Origin of the sequence: Acidiphilium cryptum JF-5, assembly GCF_000016725.1 — a bacterium.
Classification (GTDB): Bacteria; Pseudomonadota; Alphaproteobacteria; order Acetobacterales; family Acetobacteraceae; genus Acidiphilium; species Acidiphilium multivorum.
The window spans coordinates 1,378,337-1,398,034 of sequence record NC_009484.1 but is presented as its reverse complement, the minus strand read 5'-3'; the positions used below and the strand labels follow the sequence as shown (position 1 = coordinate 1,398,034).

The 19,698-nt window shown below is 68.6% G+C and carries 17 protein-coding genes; 5 read left to right on the top strand and 12 right to left on the bottom strand.

Features of this window, described 5'->3' with window-relative positions; all coding sequences use genetic code 11:
* Positions 1 to 15: 15 nt before the first annotated feature.
* The 4 genes from ACRY_RS08685 to ACRY_RS08670 form a co-directional block, all read right to left on the bottom strand.
* Positions 16 to 1,431 carry an aldehyde dehydrogenase family protein gene (locus tag ACRY_RS08685; RefSeq protein ID WP_011942104.1) on the bottom strand — a complete coding sequence of 472 codons (1,416 nt, stop codon included), beginning with the start codon at positions 1,429 to 1,431 and terminating at the stop codon, positions 16 to 18.
* A gap of 25 nt (positions 1,432 to 1,456) precedes the next feature.
* Entirely contained in the window at positions 1,457 to 3,082 is a 1,626-nt protein-coding gene (locus ACRY_RS08680) for a GMC family oxidoreductase (RefSeq protein ID WP_007424735.1), read from the bottom strand.
* A gap of 114 nt (positions 3,083 to 3,196) precedes the next feature.
* Complete coding sequence (locus ACRY_RS08675) at positions 3,197 to 4,537, bottom strand: OmpP1/FadL family transporter (protein ID WP_011942103.1); 1,341 nt, start codon at positions 4,535 to 4,537, stop codon at positions 3,197 to 3,199.
* Between the two features lie 422 nt (positions 4,538 to 4,959).
* Positions 4,960 to 5,526, bottom strand: coding sequence for a YceI family protein (locus tag ACRY_RS08670; protein WP_011942101.1), 567 nt, complete (start codon positions 5,524 to 5,526; stop codon positions 4,960 to 4,962).
* Positions 5,527 to 6,044: 518 nt separating this feature from the next.
* Here ACRY_RS08670 and ACRY_RS20215 point away from each other — a divergent pair.
* Both ACRY_RS20215 and ACRY_RS08660 read left to right on the top strand, forming a co-directional pair.
* Positions 6,045 to 7,262: a hypothetical protein gene (locus ACRY_RS20215; protein ID WP_011942100.1), complete on the top strand. Its 1,218-nt coding sequence runs from the start codon at positions 6,045 to 6,047 to the stop codon at positions 7,260 to 7,262.
* Positions 7,263 to 7,357: 95 nt separating this feature from the next.
* Positions 7,358 to 9,040, top strand: a complete 1,683-nt coding sequence (locus tag ACRY_RS08660; protein ID WP_011942099.1) for a ShlB/FhaC/HecB family hemolysin secretion/activation protein — start codon at positions 7,358 to 7,360, stop codon at positions 9,038 to 9,040.
* Between the two features lie 68 nt (positions 9,041 to 9,108).
* On the opposite strand, the gene ACRY_RS08655 is transcribed toward ACRY_RS08660, so the two are convergent.
* The 4 genes from ACRY_RS08655 to ACRY_RS08640 all read right to left on the bottom strand — a co-directional run bounded on the left by ACRY_RS08655 (position 9,109) and on the right by ACRY_RS08640 (position 12,652).
* Positions 9,109 to 9,306: a hypothetical protein gene (locus tag ACRY_RS08655; RefSeq protein ID WP_011942098.1), complete on the bottom strand. Its 198-nt coding sequence runs from the start codon at positions 9,304 to 9,306 to the stop codon at positions 9,109 to 9,111.
* A 132-nt stretch (positions 9,307 to 9,438) separates the two neighbouring features.
* Positions 9,439 to 9,762, bottom strand: a complete 324-nt coding sequence (locus ACRY_RS08650; protein ID WP_007423579.1) for a hypothetical protein — start codon at positions 9,760 to 9,762, stop codon at positions 9,439 to 9,441.
* 136 nt (positions 9,763 to 9,898) lie between these two features.
* Positions 9,899 to 10,498: a hypothetical protein gene (locus tag ACRY_RS08645; protein WP_011942097.1), complete on the bottom strand. Its 600-nt coding sequence runs from the start codon at positions 10,496 to 10,498 to the stop codon at positions 9,899 to 9,901.
* An 81-nt stretch (positions 10,499 to 10,579) separates the two neighbouring features.
* Positions 10,580 to 12,652 (bottom strand): EAL domain-containing protein, encoded by a 2,073-nt coding sequence (locus ACRY_RS08640; protein WP_007424656.1) that lies wholly within the window; start codon positions 12,650 to 12,652, stop codon positions 10,580 to 10,582.
* Positions 12,653 to 12,768: 116 nt separating this feature from the next.
* On the opposite strand from ACRY_RS08640, the gene ACRY_RS08635 reads away from it, so the two are divergent.
* A complete protein-coding gene (locus tag ACRY_RS08635) occupies positions 12,769 to 12,957 on the top strand; it encodes a DUF6726 family protein (protein ID WP_035188006.1) in 189 nt (62 codons plus the stop codon).
* A gap of 101 nt (positions 12,958 to 13,058) precedes the next feature.
* Here ACRY_RS08635 and ACRY_RS08630 read toward each other — a convergent pair whose 3' ends face one another.
* Positions 13,059 to 15,227 carry a malate synthase G gene (locus ACRY_RS08630; RefSeq protein WP_011942095.1) on the bottom strand — a complete coding sequence of 723 codons (2,169 nt, stop codon included), beginning with the start codon at positions 15,225 to 15,227 and terminating at the stop codon, positions 13,059 to 13,061.
* Between the two features lie 190 nt (positions 15,228 to 15,417).
* On the opposite strand from ACRY_RS08630, the gene ACRY_RS08625 reads away from it, so the two are divergent.
* Entirely contained in the window at positions 15,418 to 16,191 is a 774-nt protein-coding gene (locus ACRY_RS08625) for a ferredoxin--NADP reductase (protein WP_007424659.1), read from the top strand.
* Positions 16,192 to 16,271: 80 nt separating this feature from the next.
* Here the strand turns inward: ACRY_RS08625 and ACRY_RS08620 are convergent, their stop codons facing one another.
* A complete protein-coding gene (locus ACRY_RS08620; protein WP_155856356.1) occupies positions 16,272 to 16,553 on the bottom strand; it encodes a hypothetical protein in 282 nt (93 codons plus the stop codon).
* 31 nt (positions 16,554 to 16,584) lie between these two features.
* Between ACRY_RS08620 and ACRY_RS08615 the strand changes: the two genes are divergently transcribed.
* Complete coding sequence (locus ACRY_RS08615; protein ID WP_007424660.1) at positions 16,585 to 17,202, top strand: DUF6969 family protein; 618 nt, start codon at positions 16,585 to 16,587, stop codon at positions 17,200 to 17,202.
* A gap of 33 nt (positions 17,203 to 17,235) precedes the next feature.
* Here the strand turns inward: ACRY_RS08615 and kdsA are convergent, their stop codons facing one another.
* Positions 17,236 to 18,063, bottom strand: a complete 828-nt coding sequence (gene kdsA / locus ACRY_RS08610) for a 3-deoxy-8-phosphooctulonate synthase (protein ID WP_007424661.1) — start codon at positions 18,061 to 18,063, stop codon at positions 17,236 to 17,238.
* Positions 18,060 to 19,691, bottom strand: a complete 1,632-nt coding sequence (locus tag ACRY_RS08605) for a CTP synthase (protein ID WP_007424662.1) — start codon at positions 19,689 to 19,691, stop codon at positions 18,060 to 18,062. The genes kdsA and ACRY_RS08605 overlap by 4 nt, the downstream gene beginning before the upstream one ends.
* Positions 19,692 to 19,698: the final 7 nt, after the last annotated feature.

Here is a 19,698-nt window from a genome sequence, read left to right as displayed (position 1 = left end):
GCGCGCCCGGCCCGCTCAGGCCAGCCGCAGCACCGATTTCACCATCATCCGCACCCGCTTCGTATAGGGCGGGAACAGCATCGGCGTCGCCGAGGCCACATCCCTCAGCACCGCCCGCTCGTGGCTGAAGGCGCGGAAGCCGTAGAACCCGTGCGCGTTGCCGATCCCCGAATTGTTCACCCCGCCGAAGGGCAGGTTGCCGTGCAGGAAGTGCAGCATCGTCGTGTTGATGCCCACCCCGCCCGACGAGGTCTCGCCGATCACCCGGTCGGTGAAGCGCCGGTCGCGCGCGAAGAGATAGAGCGCCAGCGGCTTCGGCGCCGCGTTGATCGCCTCGATCGGCTCGGCGGCATCGCGGAAGCGGATCACCGGCAGCACCGGGCCGAAGATCTCCTCCTGCATCACCGCCGACTCCCGCGGCGCGCCGGAAACGAAGGCCGGCGCGATCAGCCGCCGTGCCCGGTCCGCCGCCCCGCCCTCGACAGTCGCGCCCCGGCCGCGCGCATCGTCGAGCAGGCGCATGATGCGGTCGAAATGCCGCTCGTTGACGATCCGCCCGTAATCCGCCCCCGGCGCCGCGCCATACATCCGCGCCGTCTCCGCCCGCACCCGGCGCACCAGCTCGTCATGCACCGCCTCATGGGCATAGAGATGGTCTGGCGCGATGCAGGTCTGCCCGCAATTGGTGAACTTGCCCCAGGCGATCGCCTTCGCCGCCTTCGCGAGATCCGCTCCCGCATCGACGATGACGGGCGACTTGCCGCCAAGCTCCAGCGTCACCGAGCTCAGGTGCCGCGCCGCCGCCGTCATCACCACCTTGCCGATCGCCGGGCTGCCGGTGAAGAAGATGTGGTCGAACGGCAGGTCGAGCAGCGCGGTGGCGATCGCGGCGTCGCCCTCCCGCACCGCCACCTCGTCCGGCGCGAAGATCTCCGCGAGCATGGCGGCAAGCGCCGCCGAGGTCGCCGGCGCCATTTCCGAGGGTTTCAGGATCGCGGTATTCCCCGCCGCGATCGCCGAGGCCAGCGGCCCGAGCGCCAGGTTCACCGGATAGTTCCACGGCGAGATGATCAGGCACACGCCGCGCGGCTCGTGGCGAATTCGTGCCCGCGTGCCGAAGGTGGTCAGCGTCGGCGCCGCGCGCTGCGGCTTCATCCACGATTTCAGATGCCGCCGCGCGTGGCGGATTTCCGAGAGCACCGGCAGGATCTCCGACAGGTCGGCCTCCGCCTCGGGCTTGCCGAGATCTTCCTGCAGCGCGGCGTAAAGCCGGGGCCGCCAGGCCTGCACCGCCGCCTCCAGCGCCCGCATCTTCGCGATCCGCGCCTCCGCGCCCGAACTGCGGAGCGCGATCGCCCGCGCCTGCTGGCGGGCGAACAGCGTATCCAGCCCCGCGACACCATCCGGCATCATCGTCTCGATCATGTCCATTCCCACTCTCCTTGCTTCGGTCGCTTCAGACCATTGCCGCCGCCGGCTCGTTGCGCTCGGCGCGGATGAACCCCGCCGCCTTCTCGCCGATCACCATGCAGGGCGCGTTGGTATTGCCGCCGATCAGGCGCGGCATGATCGAGGCATCGGCGACCCGCAGCCCGTCGATCCCCCGCACGCGCAACCGGTCGTCGACCACGGCCATCTCGTCCTGGCCCATCCGGCAGGTGCCCACCGGATGATAGATGGTTTCCGCCGAGGCGCGAATGAAATCGACCAGCGCCGCGTCGTCCTGGCGCGCCGGCCCCGGATCGATCTCCCGCCCGCCGCTGAGGGCGGCGATCGCCGGGCTCGCCATGATCCGCCGGCCGAGCTTCAGCCCCGCGAGCAGCTCGCCGAGGTCGTCGGCATGGCTGAGATAGGCGGGATCGATCACCGGCTCGGCGTACGGGTCGGCGGAGCGCAGCGTGATGCTGCCGCGGCTCTTCGGCCGCAACTGGCAGCAATGCAGCGTCATCCCGTGGCCCCAGACCGGCTTGCGCCCGTGGTCGCGCAGGATCGTCGGCAGGAAGTGGAACTGGATTTCCGGCCGCCGCGATTCCGGCGTCAGCCGCGCGAACCCGCCCGCCTCCGCCGCGTTGGACTGGAACATCCCGGTCCCCTTGCGGCGATACTCGAAGAACGCCGCAACCGCGCGCGGCAGCGTGTTGCCCGCCACCCCCACCGAATTGCCGCTCCGGTCGGGCACGATCACCGACACGTCGAGATGGTCCTGCAGGTTGGCGCCGACGCCCGGAAGCTCATGCGCGAGTTCCACCCCGGCCCGCGCCAGCGCCGCCCGCGGCCCGATGCCCGAGAGCATGAGCAGTTGCGGCGAGTTGATCGCCCCGCCGCACAGGATCACCTCCCGCCGCGCCCCGATCCGCCGCATCGCCCCGCCGATCCGCACCTCGACGCCCACAGCCCGCGTCCCTTCGAGCAGCACCCGCGCGACATGCGCGCCGGTCTCGATCCGCAGGTTCGCCCGCTGGCGTATCCCGTCGAGGAACGCGCGGGAGGCGGAAAACCGCTTTCCATCCCTCTGCGTCACCTGATACGGGCCAACGCCCTCCTGCACCGCGCCGTTGAAATCCGCATTCGCCGGCAGCCCGGCCTCGACGCCGGCGCGGACGAACGCCGCCCCCAGCGGATTCGGATTGCCGAGATCGGCGACATTGAGTTCCCCCGCATCGCCGTGGAACGCATCCGCCCCGCGCTCGTTGCGCTCCATCGCCCGGAAGAGGGGAAACACGTCGTCCCACCCCCAGCCCGGCGCGCCGAGATCCCGCCACTCGTCGTAATCCTCGGGATGGCCGCGCATGTAGATCATCGCATTGATCGACGACGATCCGCCCAGCGTCTTGCCGCGTGGCCAGTAGAGCCGCCGGCCGTTCAGTTCCGCCTGCGGCGCGGTGTAGTAATACCAGTTATAGGTCCTGAACCGCAGCAGGCCGACAATGCCGAGCGGCGTGTCGATCATGCGCGACTTGTCCGGCTTCCCGGCTTCCAGCAGGCAGACGCGGACCTGCGGATCGGCACTCAGCCGGTTGGCGATCACCGCACCGGCCGAGCCGGCGCCTACCACCACGTAATCGAAACTCTCGCTGCTCACGCCTTGATGTCTCCTCCGTTGATTGCGCCCGCCGCCGGCGGCGGGAGCCGTTGCGGCCGGCGGCGGGGCGGGATGTTTGCCATCCTCTGTGCGGGCACGAAACGTGCGGGTGGTTCAGAAGCTCATGACCACGCCGGTCGAGAACACGTTGGCGCTCAGCGAATATGTGCCGTCCAGCGTGCCTGAATAGGTCGTCTGCGTCGTCCCGTTCGGTTGCAGGCCGACGCGGGTCTGGCTGATCGATCCGTTCTGGACGAAGATGTGCTGGTAGCCGGCCATCAGCGTCGCGTTCGGCAGCAGCCTGAAGCTCATGCCGGCGCTGAGCGAGGTGCGGTTCGCATCCGGCAGCAGATCCTGGCGGTATTTCGAAGTGACCGGGCTCTCGTCGTATCCGGCGCCGCCCATCAGCGTCAGCCGCTTCGTCGCCCGGTAATCGAAGCCGACGCCGACCGTCCAGCTGTTGCGGTAGTCGAACGGCGTATAGATCGCGCCATGGGTGAAATTCGCGGTCGACGGGTCGCTGATGATCAGCGACTGCTGCTGCGCCCAGTTGGTCCATTGGGCGCTGGCCATCACCGCGAGCCGCGGCGTCAGCCGCTGATAGACCCCGAAGGAGATCTGCTGCGGGAAGGTCCATTTGTCGGACGCGCTCGAGGCTGCGGGCGGCAGGCCGCCGAGCGAGGTCAGCAGCGAGTCCACCGCCGGCGGCACGATCGAGGGCAGCTGGATGCCGATCCGCTCGACGCCCTTCACGCTCTGGCTGATCCGCGAGCGGTAGTCGAGGCCGATCCGCGTGCCCGGCGCCGGGCGGTACATCACGCCGGCATTGTAGCCGAAGGCGTAGCTCTTGCCCGAGAACTGGCCGGCGGCGGGTTGCAGCACGCCGAGATTCTGGTCCAGGGCCAGGATGTTCTGGAAATAGTTGATCTCCGGACCGAAGCCGATCGAGAGGGTCCTGGTGATCGGAATCGCCAGCGACAGCCCGACCTGGATGGTGGTCAGCAGCGCCTCGGTGCCCTGATACTGGCCGACGAACCCGGGCCGATACTTGATCCGCCCGCCGATCGGCGTGGTGACCGAGAAGCCGAGCTTCATCCCGTGCGGCAGGCTGATGACGCCGAAACTCCCCGGCACCAGCGTGGATTCGACGAAGCCGGACGACGTGCCCTGGCCGAAATAGGGTTCATCGGTCCCGCTGAATTTCGATCTTATGTCGTAATAGTTGAAGGCGCCCTCGAACTGGTTGCCTTTCAGCATCACGAGTCCGGCAGGGTTGTAGAAGGCTGTCGAGGGCGTGGCGCTGACCGTCGCGCCGGCATAGGAGCGGGCGACCATTCCGGTGCTCTGATCGGCCAGGCCGAGCCCGGCCGCCTGCGCCAGACCGGGCACGGCGAGCGCAACGAGCAACGCGATCTGCGAGGAATTACGACAAATTAGAATTTTTCTTTCTTTCATTGACGATCTCCCAAAAAAGATATTTCCGTTTCATACCGTCAATTGACGTAATGGGCAACAACGAATCGTATGCTTGCCAGAACCGGCCGACCCATCGTCGTGCCAAGACATGCAAGGGCGGCAGAAAGTCACGCAACCGGTGCCCGAAAGTAAAACCGAAGAATTCCGCGTCGAACGGGCAGCAAAGGAAGGCGCAACTCGCCTCCCGCAAGATGAATGTTTCGAAACGGTTCGTAACATGACAGCGCCTCCCGCAGCCCTCCGGCGTCAGGCCTTACCGGAGCGGCGGCTGGCTGTGCCGGCATCTGTCATGCGCCGGCAGATGCGCGGGCCGATCATGCTCGGCCACGCGCCGTGTTACGGAAACAGCGGTCCCTTGCGGCCTGCTCGCGCAAGGCCGGACGGGACTTCCGCGGGCCGGCTCAGTTCGCCGGCTTGGGCGGCTTGCCGGTCAGCGAGATGTCGTTCGTGACGGTGATCACCTTGCCGACCATCAGCTTCAATCCGTCGAGTCCCCAGTTATAGCGGTCGAGTTTGCCGACCGAGTCGAATCCCACCAACTTGCCGTTAGCCATCCGCTCGGTGAGTTTCATGGCGAACGGATGGGTCTGCCCGTGCATGGTCAGCTTGCCGTCGAGTTCCGTGCCGTTCTTCGCGCAGTCGCCGATATAGCTCGTCTGCGGATACTGTTTCGGATCGAGGAATGCCTTCGACATGACCTGTCCCCGCACGATCGCGTTGGGCAGCGCGAGGCTGCTGGTCACGAACGTGACGTCGATGTGGCAGGTCTTCGCGGCGGGATCGAAGGTGAGCGTGCCGGAAAGCTGGCGATAGGTGCCGGTGATCGTGAACAGCACCGCGGTCGAGTGCGTCTGCGACAACATGTTGCCCGGCGTGAGTTGCAAGAGTTCGTTCCCCGCACGCGCCGTCCCGGCAGCTGCCATCATCCCGCCCAACGCGAGGGCAGCGCAAGCCGCGATCCGCTTCATGATTGTTTCCTCCATATATAACGATATGTGGCAAAACATGCCATATACGTAAAGGACAAACAACTCTTTTTAGATGGAATCCACATAAATTGAACAAATGTTAATAATCGTCATAACAATTCTCCGGAAAATACAATCGCTGACTGCACGTTATGCGGGTGCGCTAAAACCCTCGGTTGTCTTTTTGTTATGAAATGGCTGGTCGTGTCCAGGGGCAGTTCGGAGGTCCACGTGCGGCCGCCGTTACGGAGGGCGGCTTGTGATGCGCCGGCTGACGGCATGCCCACGATGACAGCCTAACCTGCTGAAATATAACGATATCAATTCGATATTTTTCACTTGGTCTGGAATTTTATTTCTTTTTTGGAAAAAGTTATGAAAATTGAAACCAATCCGCGCAGATCGTGGTATACTGTTTCATAAGGTGACAAAGTAGTTGTCGCCTGTGACATTCCGACTCCCCTGAGACGCGGGCTAACGGAATGGATTTTGAAAACGCGCGAGGAGTTTTTTTAACAATGAGCAAGTCTATACGGAAGGCGACGTCCAGGGCGCTGATGTGCACGGTCGGGCTCGGCTCCGCGCTGGCGCTGGCCGGCTGCGGTTCGAACGGCGGGTCGATGGCCAGCACGGGCGGCACCAGCGGCACCGGAGCCGGCGTTGTCAGCACGGCCAGCACGACCGCCGGAGCCGCCGCGGGCGCGCCGGTGAGCACGGCCGGCAACACGGTGGCCTCTGCGGGCACCCAGTTGTCGTCGCTCGGCACCAAGACCGGCGGCCCGGTCGGTTCGATCGTGAACGGTCTCGGTGGCACGGTGACCCAGACGGGCGACCTGCTGAGCAGCAACGGTTCGACCCTGAGCACCAGCGGCCTCACCGGCCTGCCCGTCGTCGGGCCGACGGTCGCCGGCGTCGCCGACGCGGTCGATCCCGTCAGCAACGCCCTCGCCAATGTCAGTGTGTTGAACACCTCGACGGGTTCGCCCAGCGTGACGCCGCTGATCAGCGCCAACGTGCTGAGCACGACGCCGCAGGCGAATTCCCCGGTGCAGGTCGGCGTGCTGTCGAACGGGCAGGTGGTTCAGCTCAAGGCGGGCTCGCTCAACACGGCGACGCTGCCGGTGGCCTCGACGCTGCTGGCGACGGCGAACCAGAGCCTGGGCGGCGCCGCCGGCGGCGGGGTGGACACGCTGGCCAACGGCGCCGGCAACGTGCCCGTGCTGGGCGGGGCGGTGAAGGGCGCGCTGGTGACGGCGAGCAACGCGATCGGCGGCACGAGCACGCCGGGCGGCACGTCGCTTGGCCAGACGCTGACGAACCTGACGGGTTCGGCATCGGGTGCGCTCGGCACTGGCGCGGCGACGCTGACCGGCGCCACCGGCACGGCGATCGGCTCGCTGCCCTCGACCTCGCCGCTGGGCGGCGTGACCGGCACCGGCCTTGGCACGGTGACCGGCGTGGTCGGCCAGGTGATCAACACGGCGACCGGCGCCCTGCCCACCGGCGGCTCGACCACCAGCGCCACCGGCGCGCTCGCGCCGCTCACCGGCACGCTCTCCACGGTGACCGGCGCGCTGCCCACCGGCGGCTCGACCGGCGGGGCCGCGACCGAACTGGCGCCGACCGCCAGCACGCTGACGAGCGCGCTGACCGGCGCGCTGGGGAGCGCCGGCGGCGGCTCAAGCCCGCTGGCGCCCGTCACAGGCGTCCTCTCGACAGCGACAAGCCAGCTCTAAGTCTGGAAGAGGGCGGCGGCGCAAGCTGCCGCCCTTGCTGTCTCTGCATGTGATCTGGGATCGGGCGGCTTGCGGACGGGACTGTGAGAACAAAAATGACGGGTACTTTCGGGGCGCGACGCGGGACCCGCGGCGCGGTGGGCCTTGGCGTGCCGGCGATACTGCTGCTGGCCGGCCTGGCACCGGCGGCGCGGGCGCAGCTGGCGCCGCATATCATCAACCAGAACGAGCTCGGGCAGAGCGTGCGGCTGCCCAACCTGGCGAAGGAGCAGGTGCCGAAGCAGAAGCCGCCGACACCTTCGGTGTCGGGCATCTCGCCGTTCGTGCTGCGCGGGGTGCGGGTCGAGGGCGCCACGACGCTGCCGCCCGCCGCGGTGGCGGCGACCTGGCGGGGGATGGTCGGGCATCGCGTCGGCAGCGCGCAGCTTTCGGCGATCCTGATCGCGATCGGGCGGCTGTGCCAGCATCAGGGGCTGGCGCTCTATTCGGTGTCGCTGCCGCAGCAGAACTTCGCCGGCGGCCAGGTGGTCGTGCGGGTGATCGAGGGGCATGTCGGCGCGGTCACGATCGAGGGCAACACGAAGGGCGCGAGCCTCGGGCTGCTGAAGCATTACGCGGCGCGGATCGTCGCGGACCAGCCGCTGCACCGGGCGACGCTGGAGCGAAACCTGCTGCTGATGCAGTCGATTCCCGGCCTCAAGGTGGGCAGCGAGCTGCGGCCGATGCCGGGGCAGCCCGGGGTCGTGCGGCTGCTGCTGGGGATTCATCGCCGGACGGTGGAGGCGGGGGTCGACGTGAACAATGCCGGCGACCGCCAGCTCGACATCGTGCAGGGCACGGCGAACGTGACGGTGAACGGGCTGTTCCGCCAGGGCGAGCGCGACCAGCTGGTGTTCGGCGCGCCGGCGAGGATCCGCCGCTACCAGTATTACGGGATCGTGCATCAGGAGCCGATCGGGACCAACGGGACGACCGTGACCGTCACGATGGGCGAGCTGATCACCCATCCGGTCGGGGCGATCAATTCGGGGACGGCGCAGATCGCGAGCGTGCGGCTGTCCGACCCGCTGATCTATACGCAGACCCGGCAGCTCGATGCCTCGGTGGAGGCGGACTACCTGAACAGCAACGAGGCGCTGCTCGGGCAGACGGCGGTCTCGGAGCGGACGCGGACGCTGCGGGAAGGGCTGATCTTCGCGCGGGCGGGGGACTGGAACGGGATCGACAGCGGGTCGTTCACGGTGAGCGAGGGGATCAACGCGCTGGGGGCGCGGCGCGGCAGCCTCGCCTATGGCGGGCCGGGCTTCACCAAGTTCGACGTGAGCCTGGTGCGGCTGCAGGCGCTGCCGAAATCGTTCTTCCTCACCGTGCGGGCCAACGCCCAGTACGCGCTGAACCATCTGCCGGGGAGCGAGCAGTTCCTGTTCGGCGGCAGCGAGTTCGGCCGGGCCTATCCGGCGGCGGTGATGGCGGGCGATAGCGGTATCGAGATGTCCGCCGAGCTGAGCCACAAGCTGCCCTTGCTCCAGCACGTCGCGCCGAAGCTGATCTCGGGGCTGGCGGCGTTCGGCTATGCCGACTGGGGCCGGATCTGGAACCGGCAGACGATCTACCAGTATCCGGTGGATACCGGCGCATCGGCCGGCGGGGGCGTGCGGATGCTGCTGCTGCGCCATTTCGAGCTGACGCTCGGCGCCGGCAACGAGCTGGTGAAGCCGCGCGAGGCGGCGAAGCTGGAGCGCTGGCGCTTCCTCTTCGCCGTCTCGGGCCGGTTCTGACCCCACGGCCCCGTCGCTAGGGCGGGGCCGGGATCGCGATCAGAGCATCATCTGATCGGATGGAGTGCTCAGTGCTGGGCTTCGAGCCGGTGGATCCGGTTCAGCTGATGCTGGAAGACCGCCCGGCCGCCGGACTGCGCGGATGAGGCCGAGGCGGAGGTCAGTTGCGCCTGGCCGGACGGGCCGGCGACGTCCGCGCGGGCGGCGAGCGGCGCCAGGGCGGCCAGCATGGTCAGGGCGGTGACGGCGATTGCAAAAGTACGCATCGGAAAACTCCTTGTTCATGTCGCGGGGATCGATCCCCGCCTTGGCTCCGGAGGTGGCGATGCGGCGGCGGCGGCGGAACGTGCCGGTTCAGGCTAAGTCTCATGCCGTTTACGCATGGAACGGGGCGCGGGTCAGTGCCCGTCGTGGTCGTCGTCATGGTCGCCATCGTGGTCGCCGGCGCGATCTCCATCGTGATCGTCGTCGTCGAACCGGTCGTCATCGTCGGCATGCTCGTCGTCCGGGGCATAGTCCGGGTATTGATAGATGGGGCCGTAGGCTGGACCGTAGCCGGCGCCGTAACCGTAGGGCGCGCCGTAGCCGAAGGATGGCGGGGCATAATAGGCGGAGCCGCCATACGGCGCGCCGGCGGTCGTGGTGCAGCCGGCCAGGCCGAGGACGGCGATGCCGAGCGCGGCCAGGATGAGCGCGGGAGCGAAAGGCGCGATCCTGTCCATGTCCGGCAGATTGGTCCGGCGGGGGCGGAGTCCAGAGCCGCCACATCAATCCTGCTTGAGCGGACGCGCGGGGCCGGGTTGCGGAATTATATTGTGCTGTGAACGTAACGATTTGGGCGTGCCGGGATGCGGCTGCTCAGGCGCGAAAAACGGCGGCGCGGGGCGGACGGAAGGGACGGCGGCGTGGAGGTCGCGGGCGCGGAACCGGCGCGGCTTCGGGCGGGTCTGGCTGTGGCCGAACCGCGGCCGGGCGGGGTGGGCGCAAAGGCGGCGCCGGGCGGGGCAGTCGCAGCGAAGGCGGCGGGCGGAGGCCGAGCAGGTGGCAGAGCGGGCGCAGCGCGCGGCCGGTGGCGGGGCGGGCTTCGAGCAGCGCCGCCATGTCCGGTTCGGCGAGGAGATGGGCGAGTTGCGCCGTGACGCCGGCGAGTTCGGGCAGGGCGCGGCGCAGCCAGAACCGGCCGCGCGGCAGGGGGCGCGGTGTCGCGGGGCGTTTGGTGTCGGGCGCCGGGCGGCGCGGAGCGAAATTGCGGCAGCGCGGCGGCGCCGGGGGGCGGAGCAAAAGAATGGAGAAGCGGGCGGCGAGGCGGCGCAGCCGGGTCCAGACCAGCACGATCAGCGCGCCGGTCATGCCGCGCGCCAGGCCCTTCGCCGCCAGCACGTCGCACAGCGCGGCGACGATCGCCTCGAGGCGGGCGGCCAGGGCAGCGCCGTCGGGGTGTGGTGCTGCGGCGTCCATGCCAGCAGAGCACCACGAAGGGCGGGGGGTGGGCAAGACGAAGCCGGGCGCGGCCGGCGATTGCCGGGCGCGGCCGGCGATTCAGCCGTCGCTGCCGGCTTCGGCCAGTTCGTCGAACCAGAGCAGGGTGAGTTCCTGGACGATGCGGCCGCGGATTTCCTCGTGCGAGGAAAACTCGCCGGCGAAATGGCGCTCGACCAGCGGGCCGACGCGGGCGGCGGCCTCGGGGCGGGCGCCGAGATAGGCGGCGATTCTCGCCTCGGCATCCACCGGGCCGAGGGCGCGGCGCTCGGACTGGGTCTGCTGCGCGCGCATGCACCAGCCGAGATAGGCGGCGAGGGCGCCGAGCGCGGTTTTCGGCGCGGTGACCTCCACCTTGTAGCGGAACCCGCGATGCCATTCGACGAGCCGGTCCAGCGGCATCGGCCGGGCGATGCCGTAGCCCTGGCCGTAATCGGCGCCGAGAATGGCGGCGGCCTCGACCATGCCGGCATTGGCGAGGCCCTCGACGGTCAGCTTCATGTCGAAGGAATGGGCGAGGCGGGTGAGGTAGAGGATGAATTCGAGCGCCCGTTCGGGGCGGTAGAGCGCGCTCTGCACCAGGGCCTGGTCGATCTTCACGTCGTCGAAGCCGAAGCGGTCGAGGCGGAGGAGGGAGCTGTGGCCGGAGCCGAGATCGTCCTCGGCGATGCGGATGCCGGCGTCGCGGATGCGGCGGAGGAAATCGTGCTGCACGGTTTCGTCCACCCCGAAATCGTGGCCCTCGAGGATTTCGAGCTGGATCTGGTGGGGCAGCAGGCCGTGCGCGCGCATCCTGGCGAACAGGATGTCGATGAAGCGGGGATCGCCCATGCCCTCGGCGGGGAAGTTCAGGGCGATGGTGACATCGGTGCCGAGGGCGGCGACCTCGCGGCAGGCCTTCGCTCCCTCGTCGAGCCCGATCGCGAAGAGGCGGAAGAGATCCTCCGAGCCGAAGGCGGGCATGAAATGCTTCGGCTCGACGATGGCGTCGTCCTCGCCGATCAGCCGGGCGAGGCCTTCGAGCTTGCGCAGGGCGCCGTCGTCGAGGTCGATGATCGGCTGGAAATGGAAGGTGACGCGGCCGGAATCGAGCAGGCGGCGGTAGCGCTGGCGCTCGTGCAGGGGGATGACCGGGGCGCGGCTGAAGCGCTGCACCGCGTGGCTCAGCATCTGCTGCAGATGGAGGAGGAAATTGTAGATGCGCGGGGCGGAGAAGAAGCGCGGCACCCCGGCATAGAGGCTGAGCAGGGCGATGGTGCGGTCGGCCTCGTTCAGGATCGGCACCGCGGCGCTGGAGCGAAAGCCGAGCTGGCGGCCCAGCTCGTGCCAGGGACGGTTTTCCGCCTCGATCGACCAGGCATCCGAGCAGATGATGCGGCTCTCGCGCCAGGCGCGGCCGCCGGGGCCGCGGCCGGCCTCGAGATCGGGGTCGATGCTGATCCGCGGCACCTCGCCGGACTCCATCGCCTGGTGGTAGCGCGGGCCGGCGGCGCCGGCGGAGGCCTCGATCTGTAGTTCGCCCTCATGGTCGACCCGGGCGAAGAAGGCGGAGACCGTGCCGGTGAAGCCGCCCAGCAGTTCGAGCACGCCGGTGACGAGGTCGTTGAAGTTGGTCGATTCGAGGGCGAGGGTTTCGCATTGCGCGAGGGAGGCGGCGATTTCGGCCTCCAGCTCCTCGTAGCCGGCGAACTGCTCGCGCAGGTCGGCGAAGATGCGGTGGCAGACGATCGCGGCGGCGGCCTCGCGCGCCTCGCTTTCGGGGACGGTGGCGCGGATCGCCTGCTGGAGATTGGATTGCAGGTGGCTGTAGAGCTGGATCAGCCAGCGCGGGCGGATGCCGAGCTGGCCGTGCAGGCGGCCGAGCCGGCGGGCGGTGGCGCGGTGATCGGCGTCGGTCAAACGGTCCGAGAGGATGAAACCGACGTAATTCCGCAGTTTATTTTGCAGGCCGACAAATTCCGTGTCGCTGAGATGGCGCAGGGTTTCGGCCATGTCCGGTTCGTCGGCGAGGAATTTATAGAAATCATCGGCCATATGGGCGGACAATGCTTCCGCGATCGGCCGGATGACCGCCAGATTTTGTTGTGCCGCATAATCATAGGCGAAAGCGGATCGATTTTGACTGGACACCATGACTGAAACATTAGCGTAACTAAATGAGAATGTCTCCACATTTCTGAGACACAATCCGCCGGTATGGACGCGGTAGGGTGGGAGTGGTTCAGTCTGGGGGGATGAGCACGAATGTGATGAGATGGATCGGGACGACGGCGCTGCTGGGCCTGGTGGCCGGGGCGCTGTCGGGATGTGGGCTGGTGGCGGCGCCGTGCCGGGTGACGTCGGCGGGGCTGAAGATCGTCCCGCTGGTCGGGCCGGTGGCGGCGGCGCCGACCGATACCTGCGCCAACGTGATCGACCCGACGCCGACGCGGAGCTGAGTTTCTGCTCCGTTCCGCCTGACACATTCCGCGGCCCGTGAGGGCGCCGGGAGTGCCGGCCGCCGCGCCCGGTGCGGACGCGGCGGAGGAGGAGCGAAAAATCAGGCGGAGGCTTTGGCCTCGCGCCGGCGGTCGTGCAGGATGAACTCGGTGTAGCCGTTCGGCTGGGTGCGGCCCTTGAAGACGAGGTCGCACGCCGCCTGGAAGGCGACGCCGTCGAAGCCCGGGGCCATGTTGCGGTAGGCCGGGTCGCCGGCGTTCTGGCCATCGACCACCGCGGCCATGCGCTTCATCGTCTCCATCACCTGCGCCTCGGAGACGATGCCGTGGTGCAGCCAGTTGGCGATGTGCTGGGCGGAGATGCGCAGGGTGGCGCGGTCTTCCATCAGCGCGACGTTGTGGATGTCCGGCACCTTGGAGCAGCCGATGCCCTGGTCGATCCAGCGGACGACGTAGCCGAGGATGCCCTGGGCGTTGTTGTCGAGCTCCTGCTGGATGTCCTCCGGCCGCCAGTTCGGGCGGTCGGCCAGCGGGATGGTCAGCAGGTCGGCAAGGGAGCCCATCGGGCGGGCGGCGAGCTCGGCCTGGCGGGCGGCGACATCGACCATGTGGTAGTGCAGGGCGTGCAGCGTGGCCGCGGTGGGCGAGGGCACCCAGGCGGTGTTGGCGCCGGCGCGGGGGTGGCCGACCTTCTGTTCGAGCATCGCCGCCATCGCGTCGGGCGCGGCCCACATGCCCTTGCCGATCTGGGCGTGGCCGGGCAGGCCGCAGACGATGCCGATATCGACGTTGCGGTCCTCATAGGCCTTGATCCAGGGCGTGTTCCTGATCTCGTTCTTGCGGATCATCGGGCCGGCCTCGATCGAGGTGTGGATCTCGTCGCCGGTGCGGTCGAGGAAGCCGGTGTTGATGAAGAAGATGCGGCTGGCGGCGGCGGCGATGCAGGCCTTGAGATTGGCCGAGGTGCGGCGCTCCTCGTCCATGATGCCCATCTTCAGCGTGTCCGGGGCGAGGCCGAGCAGGGATTCGGTCGCGGCGAAGAGGCCGTTGGCGTAGGCGACCTCGTCGGCGCCGTGCATCTTCGGCTTGACGATGTAGACCGAGCCGGCGCGGGAGTTGCGCAGGCCGGCGGTGCGGCGGATGTCGTGCAGGCCGCAGAGGGAGGTGACCACGAGGTCGAGGATCGTCTCGGGGATCGGCTTGCCGGCGGCGTCGAGCACGGTGTCGGTATAGATGTGGTGGCCGACATTGCGGACCAGCATCAGCACGCGGCCGGGGAGGGTGAGGGTCGAGCCGTCCGGCGCGGTGTAGGCGCGGTCGGGGTTGAGGGCGCGGGTGAAGGTCTTGCCGCCCTTCTCGACCTGTTCGCTGAGCGTGCCGGCCATCAGGCCGAGCCAGTTGCGGTAGACCAGCACCTTGTCCTCGGCATCGACGGCGGCGACGCTGTCCTCGGCGTCCATGATCGTGCTGATCGCGGATTCGACGATGAGGTCGGCGACGCCGGCCTTGTCGGTGCGGCCGATCGGGCTGGTCGGGTCGATCGCGATCTCGACATGCAGGTTGTGGTGGCGGAGCAGGACGGCGGTGGGGGCGGCGGGCTCGCCGCGATAGCCGGCGAACTGGGCGGCGTGCTTCAGGCCGGTCTCGCCGCTTTCGAGCACGGCGGCGAGATGGCCGTTATGCACGCGCCAGGCGCGGACATCGGCGTGGCTGCCGGTGGCGAGCGGGAAATGATCGTCGAGGAAGGCGCGGCCGCGGGCGACGACGGCGGCGCCGCGTTGCGGGTTGTAGGCCTTGCCGCGCTCGAGGCCGCCGGACTCCGGAATCGCGTCGGTGCCGTAGAGCGCGTCGTAGAGGCTGCCCCAGCGGGCATTGGCGGCGTTCAGCGCGTAGCGGGCGTTCATCACCGGCACGACGAGCTGCGGGCCGGCGATGGCGGCGATTTCGGGATCGACGCGCTCGGAGGTGACCTTCACGTCGCCGGGCTCGGGCCTGAGGTAGCCGATCTCGCGCAGGAAGGCCTCGTAGGCGGCGGGGTCGACCGGCTGGCCGCGGCGGGAGCGGTGCCAGTCGTCGATCGCGGCCTGGAGACGGTCGCGCTCGGCGAGGAGCTCGGCGTTGCGGGGGGCGTGACGGGCGATGAGGCCGGCGAAACCCTGCCAGAAGGCGCCGGACTCGACCCCGGTGCCGGGCAGCGCCTCGGTCTCGATGAACTGGTGAAGCTCGGCGGCGACGCGCAGGCCCGCCGCGTCCACATAGGTCTGGCTCATGGGTTCGTCTCCTTGGTCTGCGCGGGTTTTGGCCAAAGCGGCTCTCCTTGTCGAGAGGGCGGCGAGGCCCGCTGCGCCGGCCGGGGCAGACTTGTGACGGGCGGGGTTGATATCGACCGCCCCGTCCGTAATTAAGTTGATCGATCAGGGCCGGCCGGCGGCCGCACGAGCGACGGAGTCTTCGCGACAGATGAGCGCCTTCAATACCGAGACCGTCACGCAGGTCCATCACTGGACGGACCGGCTGTTCAGCTTCACCGTGACGCGCGACCCGGCGTTCCGCTTCGTCGCCGGGCAGTTCACCATGATCGGGCTCGAGGTCGAGGGCAAGAAGCTGCTGCGCGCCTATTCGATGGCCAGCGCCAGCTATGACGACCATCTGGAATTCTTCAGCATCAAGGTGCCGGACGGGCCGCTGACCTCGCGGTTGCAGCACGTGAAGCCGGGCGACCCGGTGCTGGTGGGGCGCAAGCCGACCGGCACGCTGCTCGCCGACAACATGCACCCCGGCGAGCGGCTCTACCTGCTCGGCACCGGGACCGGGCTGGCGCCGTTCATGAGCATCATCCGCGAGCCGGATATCTACGAGCGGTTCCGCCAGGTGGTGCTGATCCATGGCTGCCGGCATGTCAGCGACCTCGCCTATGAGGAATACATCACCAAGATCCTGCCGGCGGACGAGTTCATCGGCGCGCAGGTCTCCAAGCAGCTGCTGTATTACCCGACGGTGACGCGCGAGCCGTTCCGGCATAACGGGCGGATCACCCAGATTCTCGAAACCGGCAATTTCGGGCCGGGGATCGACCTGCCGCCGCTCGGGCCGAAGGACGACCGGGTGATGCTGTGCGGCAGCCCCGCCTTCCTCGACGACATGACGACGCTGCTGGAAGTGCGCGGCTTCACCGAGGGCAGCTCGTCGCGGCCGGGCGAATACGTGATCGAGAAGGCCTTCGTCGAGAAATAGCGCGCCGCTTTGCGGTGCCGTGAATCCGCCTCCATCTGCCTTGACCGCGATGGGTTCCGCGCTACGTGCAGGGCACCTATTCAGAAGGAGGAATATCCGATGCCCGAACGCAAGACCATCAGCCGTGCCGCGCTGACCCTGGGCTCCGCCGTCGCCATCGCCGGGCTCGCCGCGGCGCTGCCGGCGCAGGCCGCCACCAGCGGCAGCGGCATGTGCTCCGGCGCGAAGGCCACGAAATCGTCGAAATCCGGCATGTCGAACGGGTCGGGCATGTCGAGCGGATCGGGCATGTCGAACGGATCCGACATGTCCAAGGGGTCGGGCATGTCGAAGGGGTCGGGTATGTCCAAGGGATCGGACATGTCGAAATCCGGGAAGTGCTCGTCGAAATAGATGGATGACGCGCGGCTGCTGGCGGCGGCCGGGCTGGTCGCCGCGCTGCGCGAGGCCGAGGCGGGGGGCGGCAACCTGATCGCCGCCCTCGTCGGCGACGATCCCTTCGTCGCCTTCCGGCACTACCCGGAGGAGGATGCGTGGGACGAGGCGAGCCGGGCGCAGTTCTATTTCCACGCCCATGATTCCGGCACGCGCGCGGCGGAGGCCGGGCATATCCATTGCTTCCACCGGCCGGGCGGGCGGCATTCGGCGGCGGCGCCGCATCACCTCGTCGCCATCGTGCTCGATGCCACCGGGCGGCCGGCGGGGCTGTTCACCACCAATCGCTGGGTGACGGAGGAGGTTTTTCTCCCGGCGCCGGCGGCGCGGGCGGTGGCGGCGCGCTATGCGCCCTCCGGCGGGGACGTCGCCAGCCGGGTGGTGGCCGGGGTGTTCGGCCTGTATCGCGGCGAGATCATGCAGCTGCTGACGGAGCGGGACGCGGCGCTGGCGGAACGGCGGCGGCTGCGGCCGGACGCCGATCCGCTGGAGGACCGGGAGCTGGAGATCCTTTCGCACCGCGCCATCGACCTGGAGGCGACGCTGTCGGACCTGCGGCGCGGGTTGCCGGAATAGGGCTGCCCGAACAGGGGGCGGCGGAAGCCGGCGTCAGGCGGATTTGGCGAGACGGTCGAACTGTTGCAGCCGCGCGAGCAGGGCGGGCATCTCCGCCAGCCTGATCATGTTCGGCCCGTCGGAGGGTGCGTGGTCGGGGTCGGGATGGCACTCGATGAAGACCGCGGCGCAGCCGACCGCGAGCGCCGCGCGGGCGAGGATCGGGGCGAATTCGCGCTGGCCGCCCGAGGCGGTGCCCTGGCCGCCGGGCTGCTGGACCGAATGGGTCGCGTCGAACACCACCGGGTAGCCGGTCTGCGCCATGATCGGCAAGGCGCGCAGGTCGGAGACCAGGGTGTTGTAGCCGAAGGAGGCGCCGCGCTCGGTGAGCAGGATGCGCTCGTTGCCGGTGCTGGCGATCTTGGCGGCGACGTTGCGCATGTCCCACGGCGCCAGGAACTGGCCCTTCTTGACGTTGATCGCCCGCCCGGTATGGCCGGCGGCGAGCAGCAGGTCGGTCTGGCGGCAGAGGAAGGCGGGGATCTGCAGCACGTCCACCGCCTCGGCGGCGGGGGCGCACTGGGCGGCGTCGTGCACGTCGGTCAGCACGGGGATGCCGAATTTCGCCCGGATATCGGCGAGGATCTGCAACCCCTGCGCCATGCCGACGCCGCGGCCGGCGGTGAGCGAGGTGCGGTTGGCCTTGTCGTAGCTCGACTTGAAGATCAGGCCGATGCCGAGTTCGCGCGTCATCGCCGCGAGCGCGCCGGCGACCTCGCCCGCATGCTCCGCGCTCTCGATCTGGCAGGGGCCGGCGATGAGGGTGAAGGGCAGGTCGTTGCCGACGCGCAGCTCGCCGATCTCGACCGTCTTCATGATCATACCAGCCTCATCTGCTTGACCGCCGCCTCGATGAAGCCGGCGAAGAGCGGGTGCGGGTCGAAGGGTTTGGATTTCAGCTCGGGGTGGTACTGCACGCCGATGAACCAGGGATGGTCGGGGTATTCGACGATTTCCGGCAGCAGCCCGTCCGGCGAGAGGCCGGAGAAGCGCAGGCCGGCGGATTCCAGCCGCTCGCGGTAGTGGATGTTGACCTCGTAGCGGTGGCGGTGGCGTTCCTCGATCGTCGCGGCGTCGCCATAGACGGCGCGGACCAGGCTGCCCTCGACCAGGGTGGCGGCATAGGCGCCGAGGCGCATGGTGCCGCCGAGATCGCCCTCGGCGGCGCGGCGCTCGATCTCGTTGCCGCGGGCCCATTCGGTGAGCAGGCCGACCACCGGCACCTCGCAGGGGCCGAACTCGGTGGAGGAGGCGCCGGGCAGGCCGGCGAGGTTCCGCGCCGCCTCGATCACCGCCATCTGCATGCCGAAGCAGATGCCGAGGAAGGGGACGTGGCGCTCGCGGGCGAAGCGCACCGCCTCGATCTTGCCGCCGGTGCCGCGCTCGCCGAAGCCGCCGGGGACGAGGATGCCGTGCACCCCGTCGAGCCGGGCGACGGCGCCGGGCTGTTCGAAGATCTCGGAATCGACCCAGTCGAGCCGGACCCGCACCCGGTTGGCGATGCCGCCATGGGTCAGCGCCTCGCCGAGCGACTTATAGGAGTCGAGCAGGTTGGTGTATTTGCCGACGACGGCGATGGTGACCTCGCCCTCGGGGTTGCGCACCGTCTCGACGATGCGGCGCCAGCGGCCGAGATCGGGCTCGGCATCGTGCGGCAGGCCGAAATGGCGGAGCACCTCGCGGTCGAGCCCGGCCTCGTGATAGGAGATCGGCACCTCGTAGATCGTGCCGACATCGAGGGCGGGGACCACCGCCTCGGGGCGGACATTGCAGAACAGCGCGATCTTGCGGCGCTCGCCCTCGGGGATCGGCCGGTCGCAGCGGCAGATCAGCATGTGCGGCTGGATGCCGACATTCAGCAGTTCCTTGACGGAATGCTGGGTCGGCTTGGTCTTCAGCTCGCCGGCGCTCGGGATGTAGGGCACCAGGGTGAGGTGGACGAACATCGCATCGTGCGGGCCGAGCTCGTTGCCGAGCTGGCGGATGGCCTCGAGGAAGGGCAGGCTCTCGATGTCGCCCACCGTGCCGCCGATCTCGACGAGGACGAAATCGAGCCCGGCGGTCTCGCGCAGGATGGCCTGCTTGATGGCGTCGGTGATGTGGGGGATGACCTGCACGGTGGCGCCGAGATAGTCGCCGCGGCGCTCGCGGGCGATGACCTCGGAATAGATGCGCCCGGTGGTCGCGTTGTCCGACTTGGTGGCGTGCACGCCGGTGAAGCGCTCGTAATGGCCGAGATCGAGATCGGTCTCGGCGCCGTCGTCGGTGACGAAGACCTCGCCGTGCTGGTACGGGCTCATCGTGCCCGGATCGACGTTGAGATAGGGGTCGAGCTTGCGCAGGCGGACCGAATAGCCGCGCGCCTGCAGCAGCGCGCCGAGGGAGGCGGAGGCGATACCCTTGCCGAGCGAGGAAACCACGCCGCCGGTGATGAACACATACCGGGTCATGGGCTTC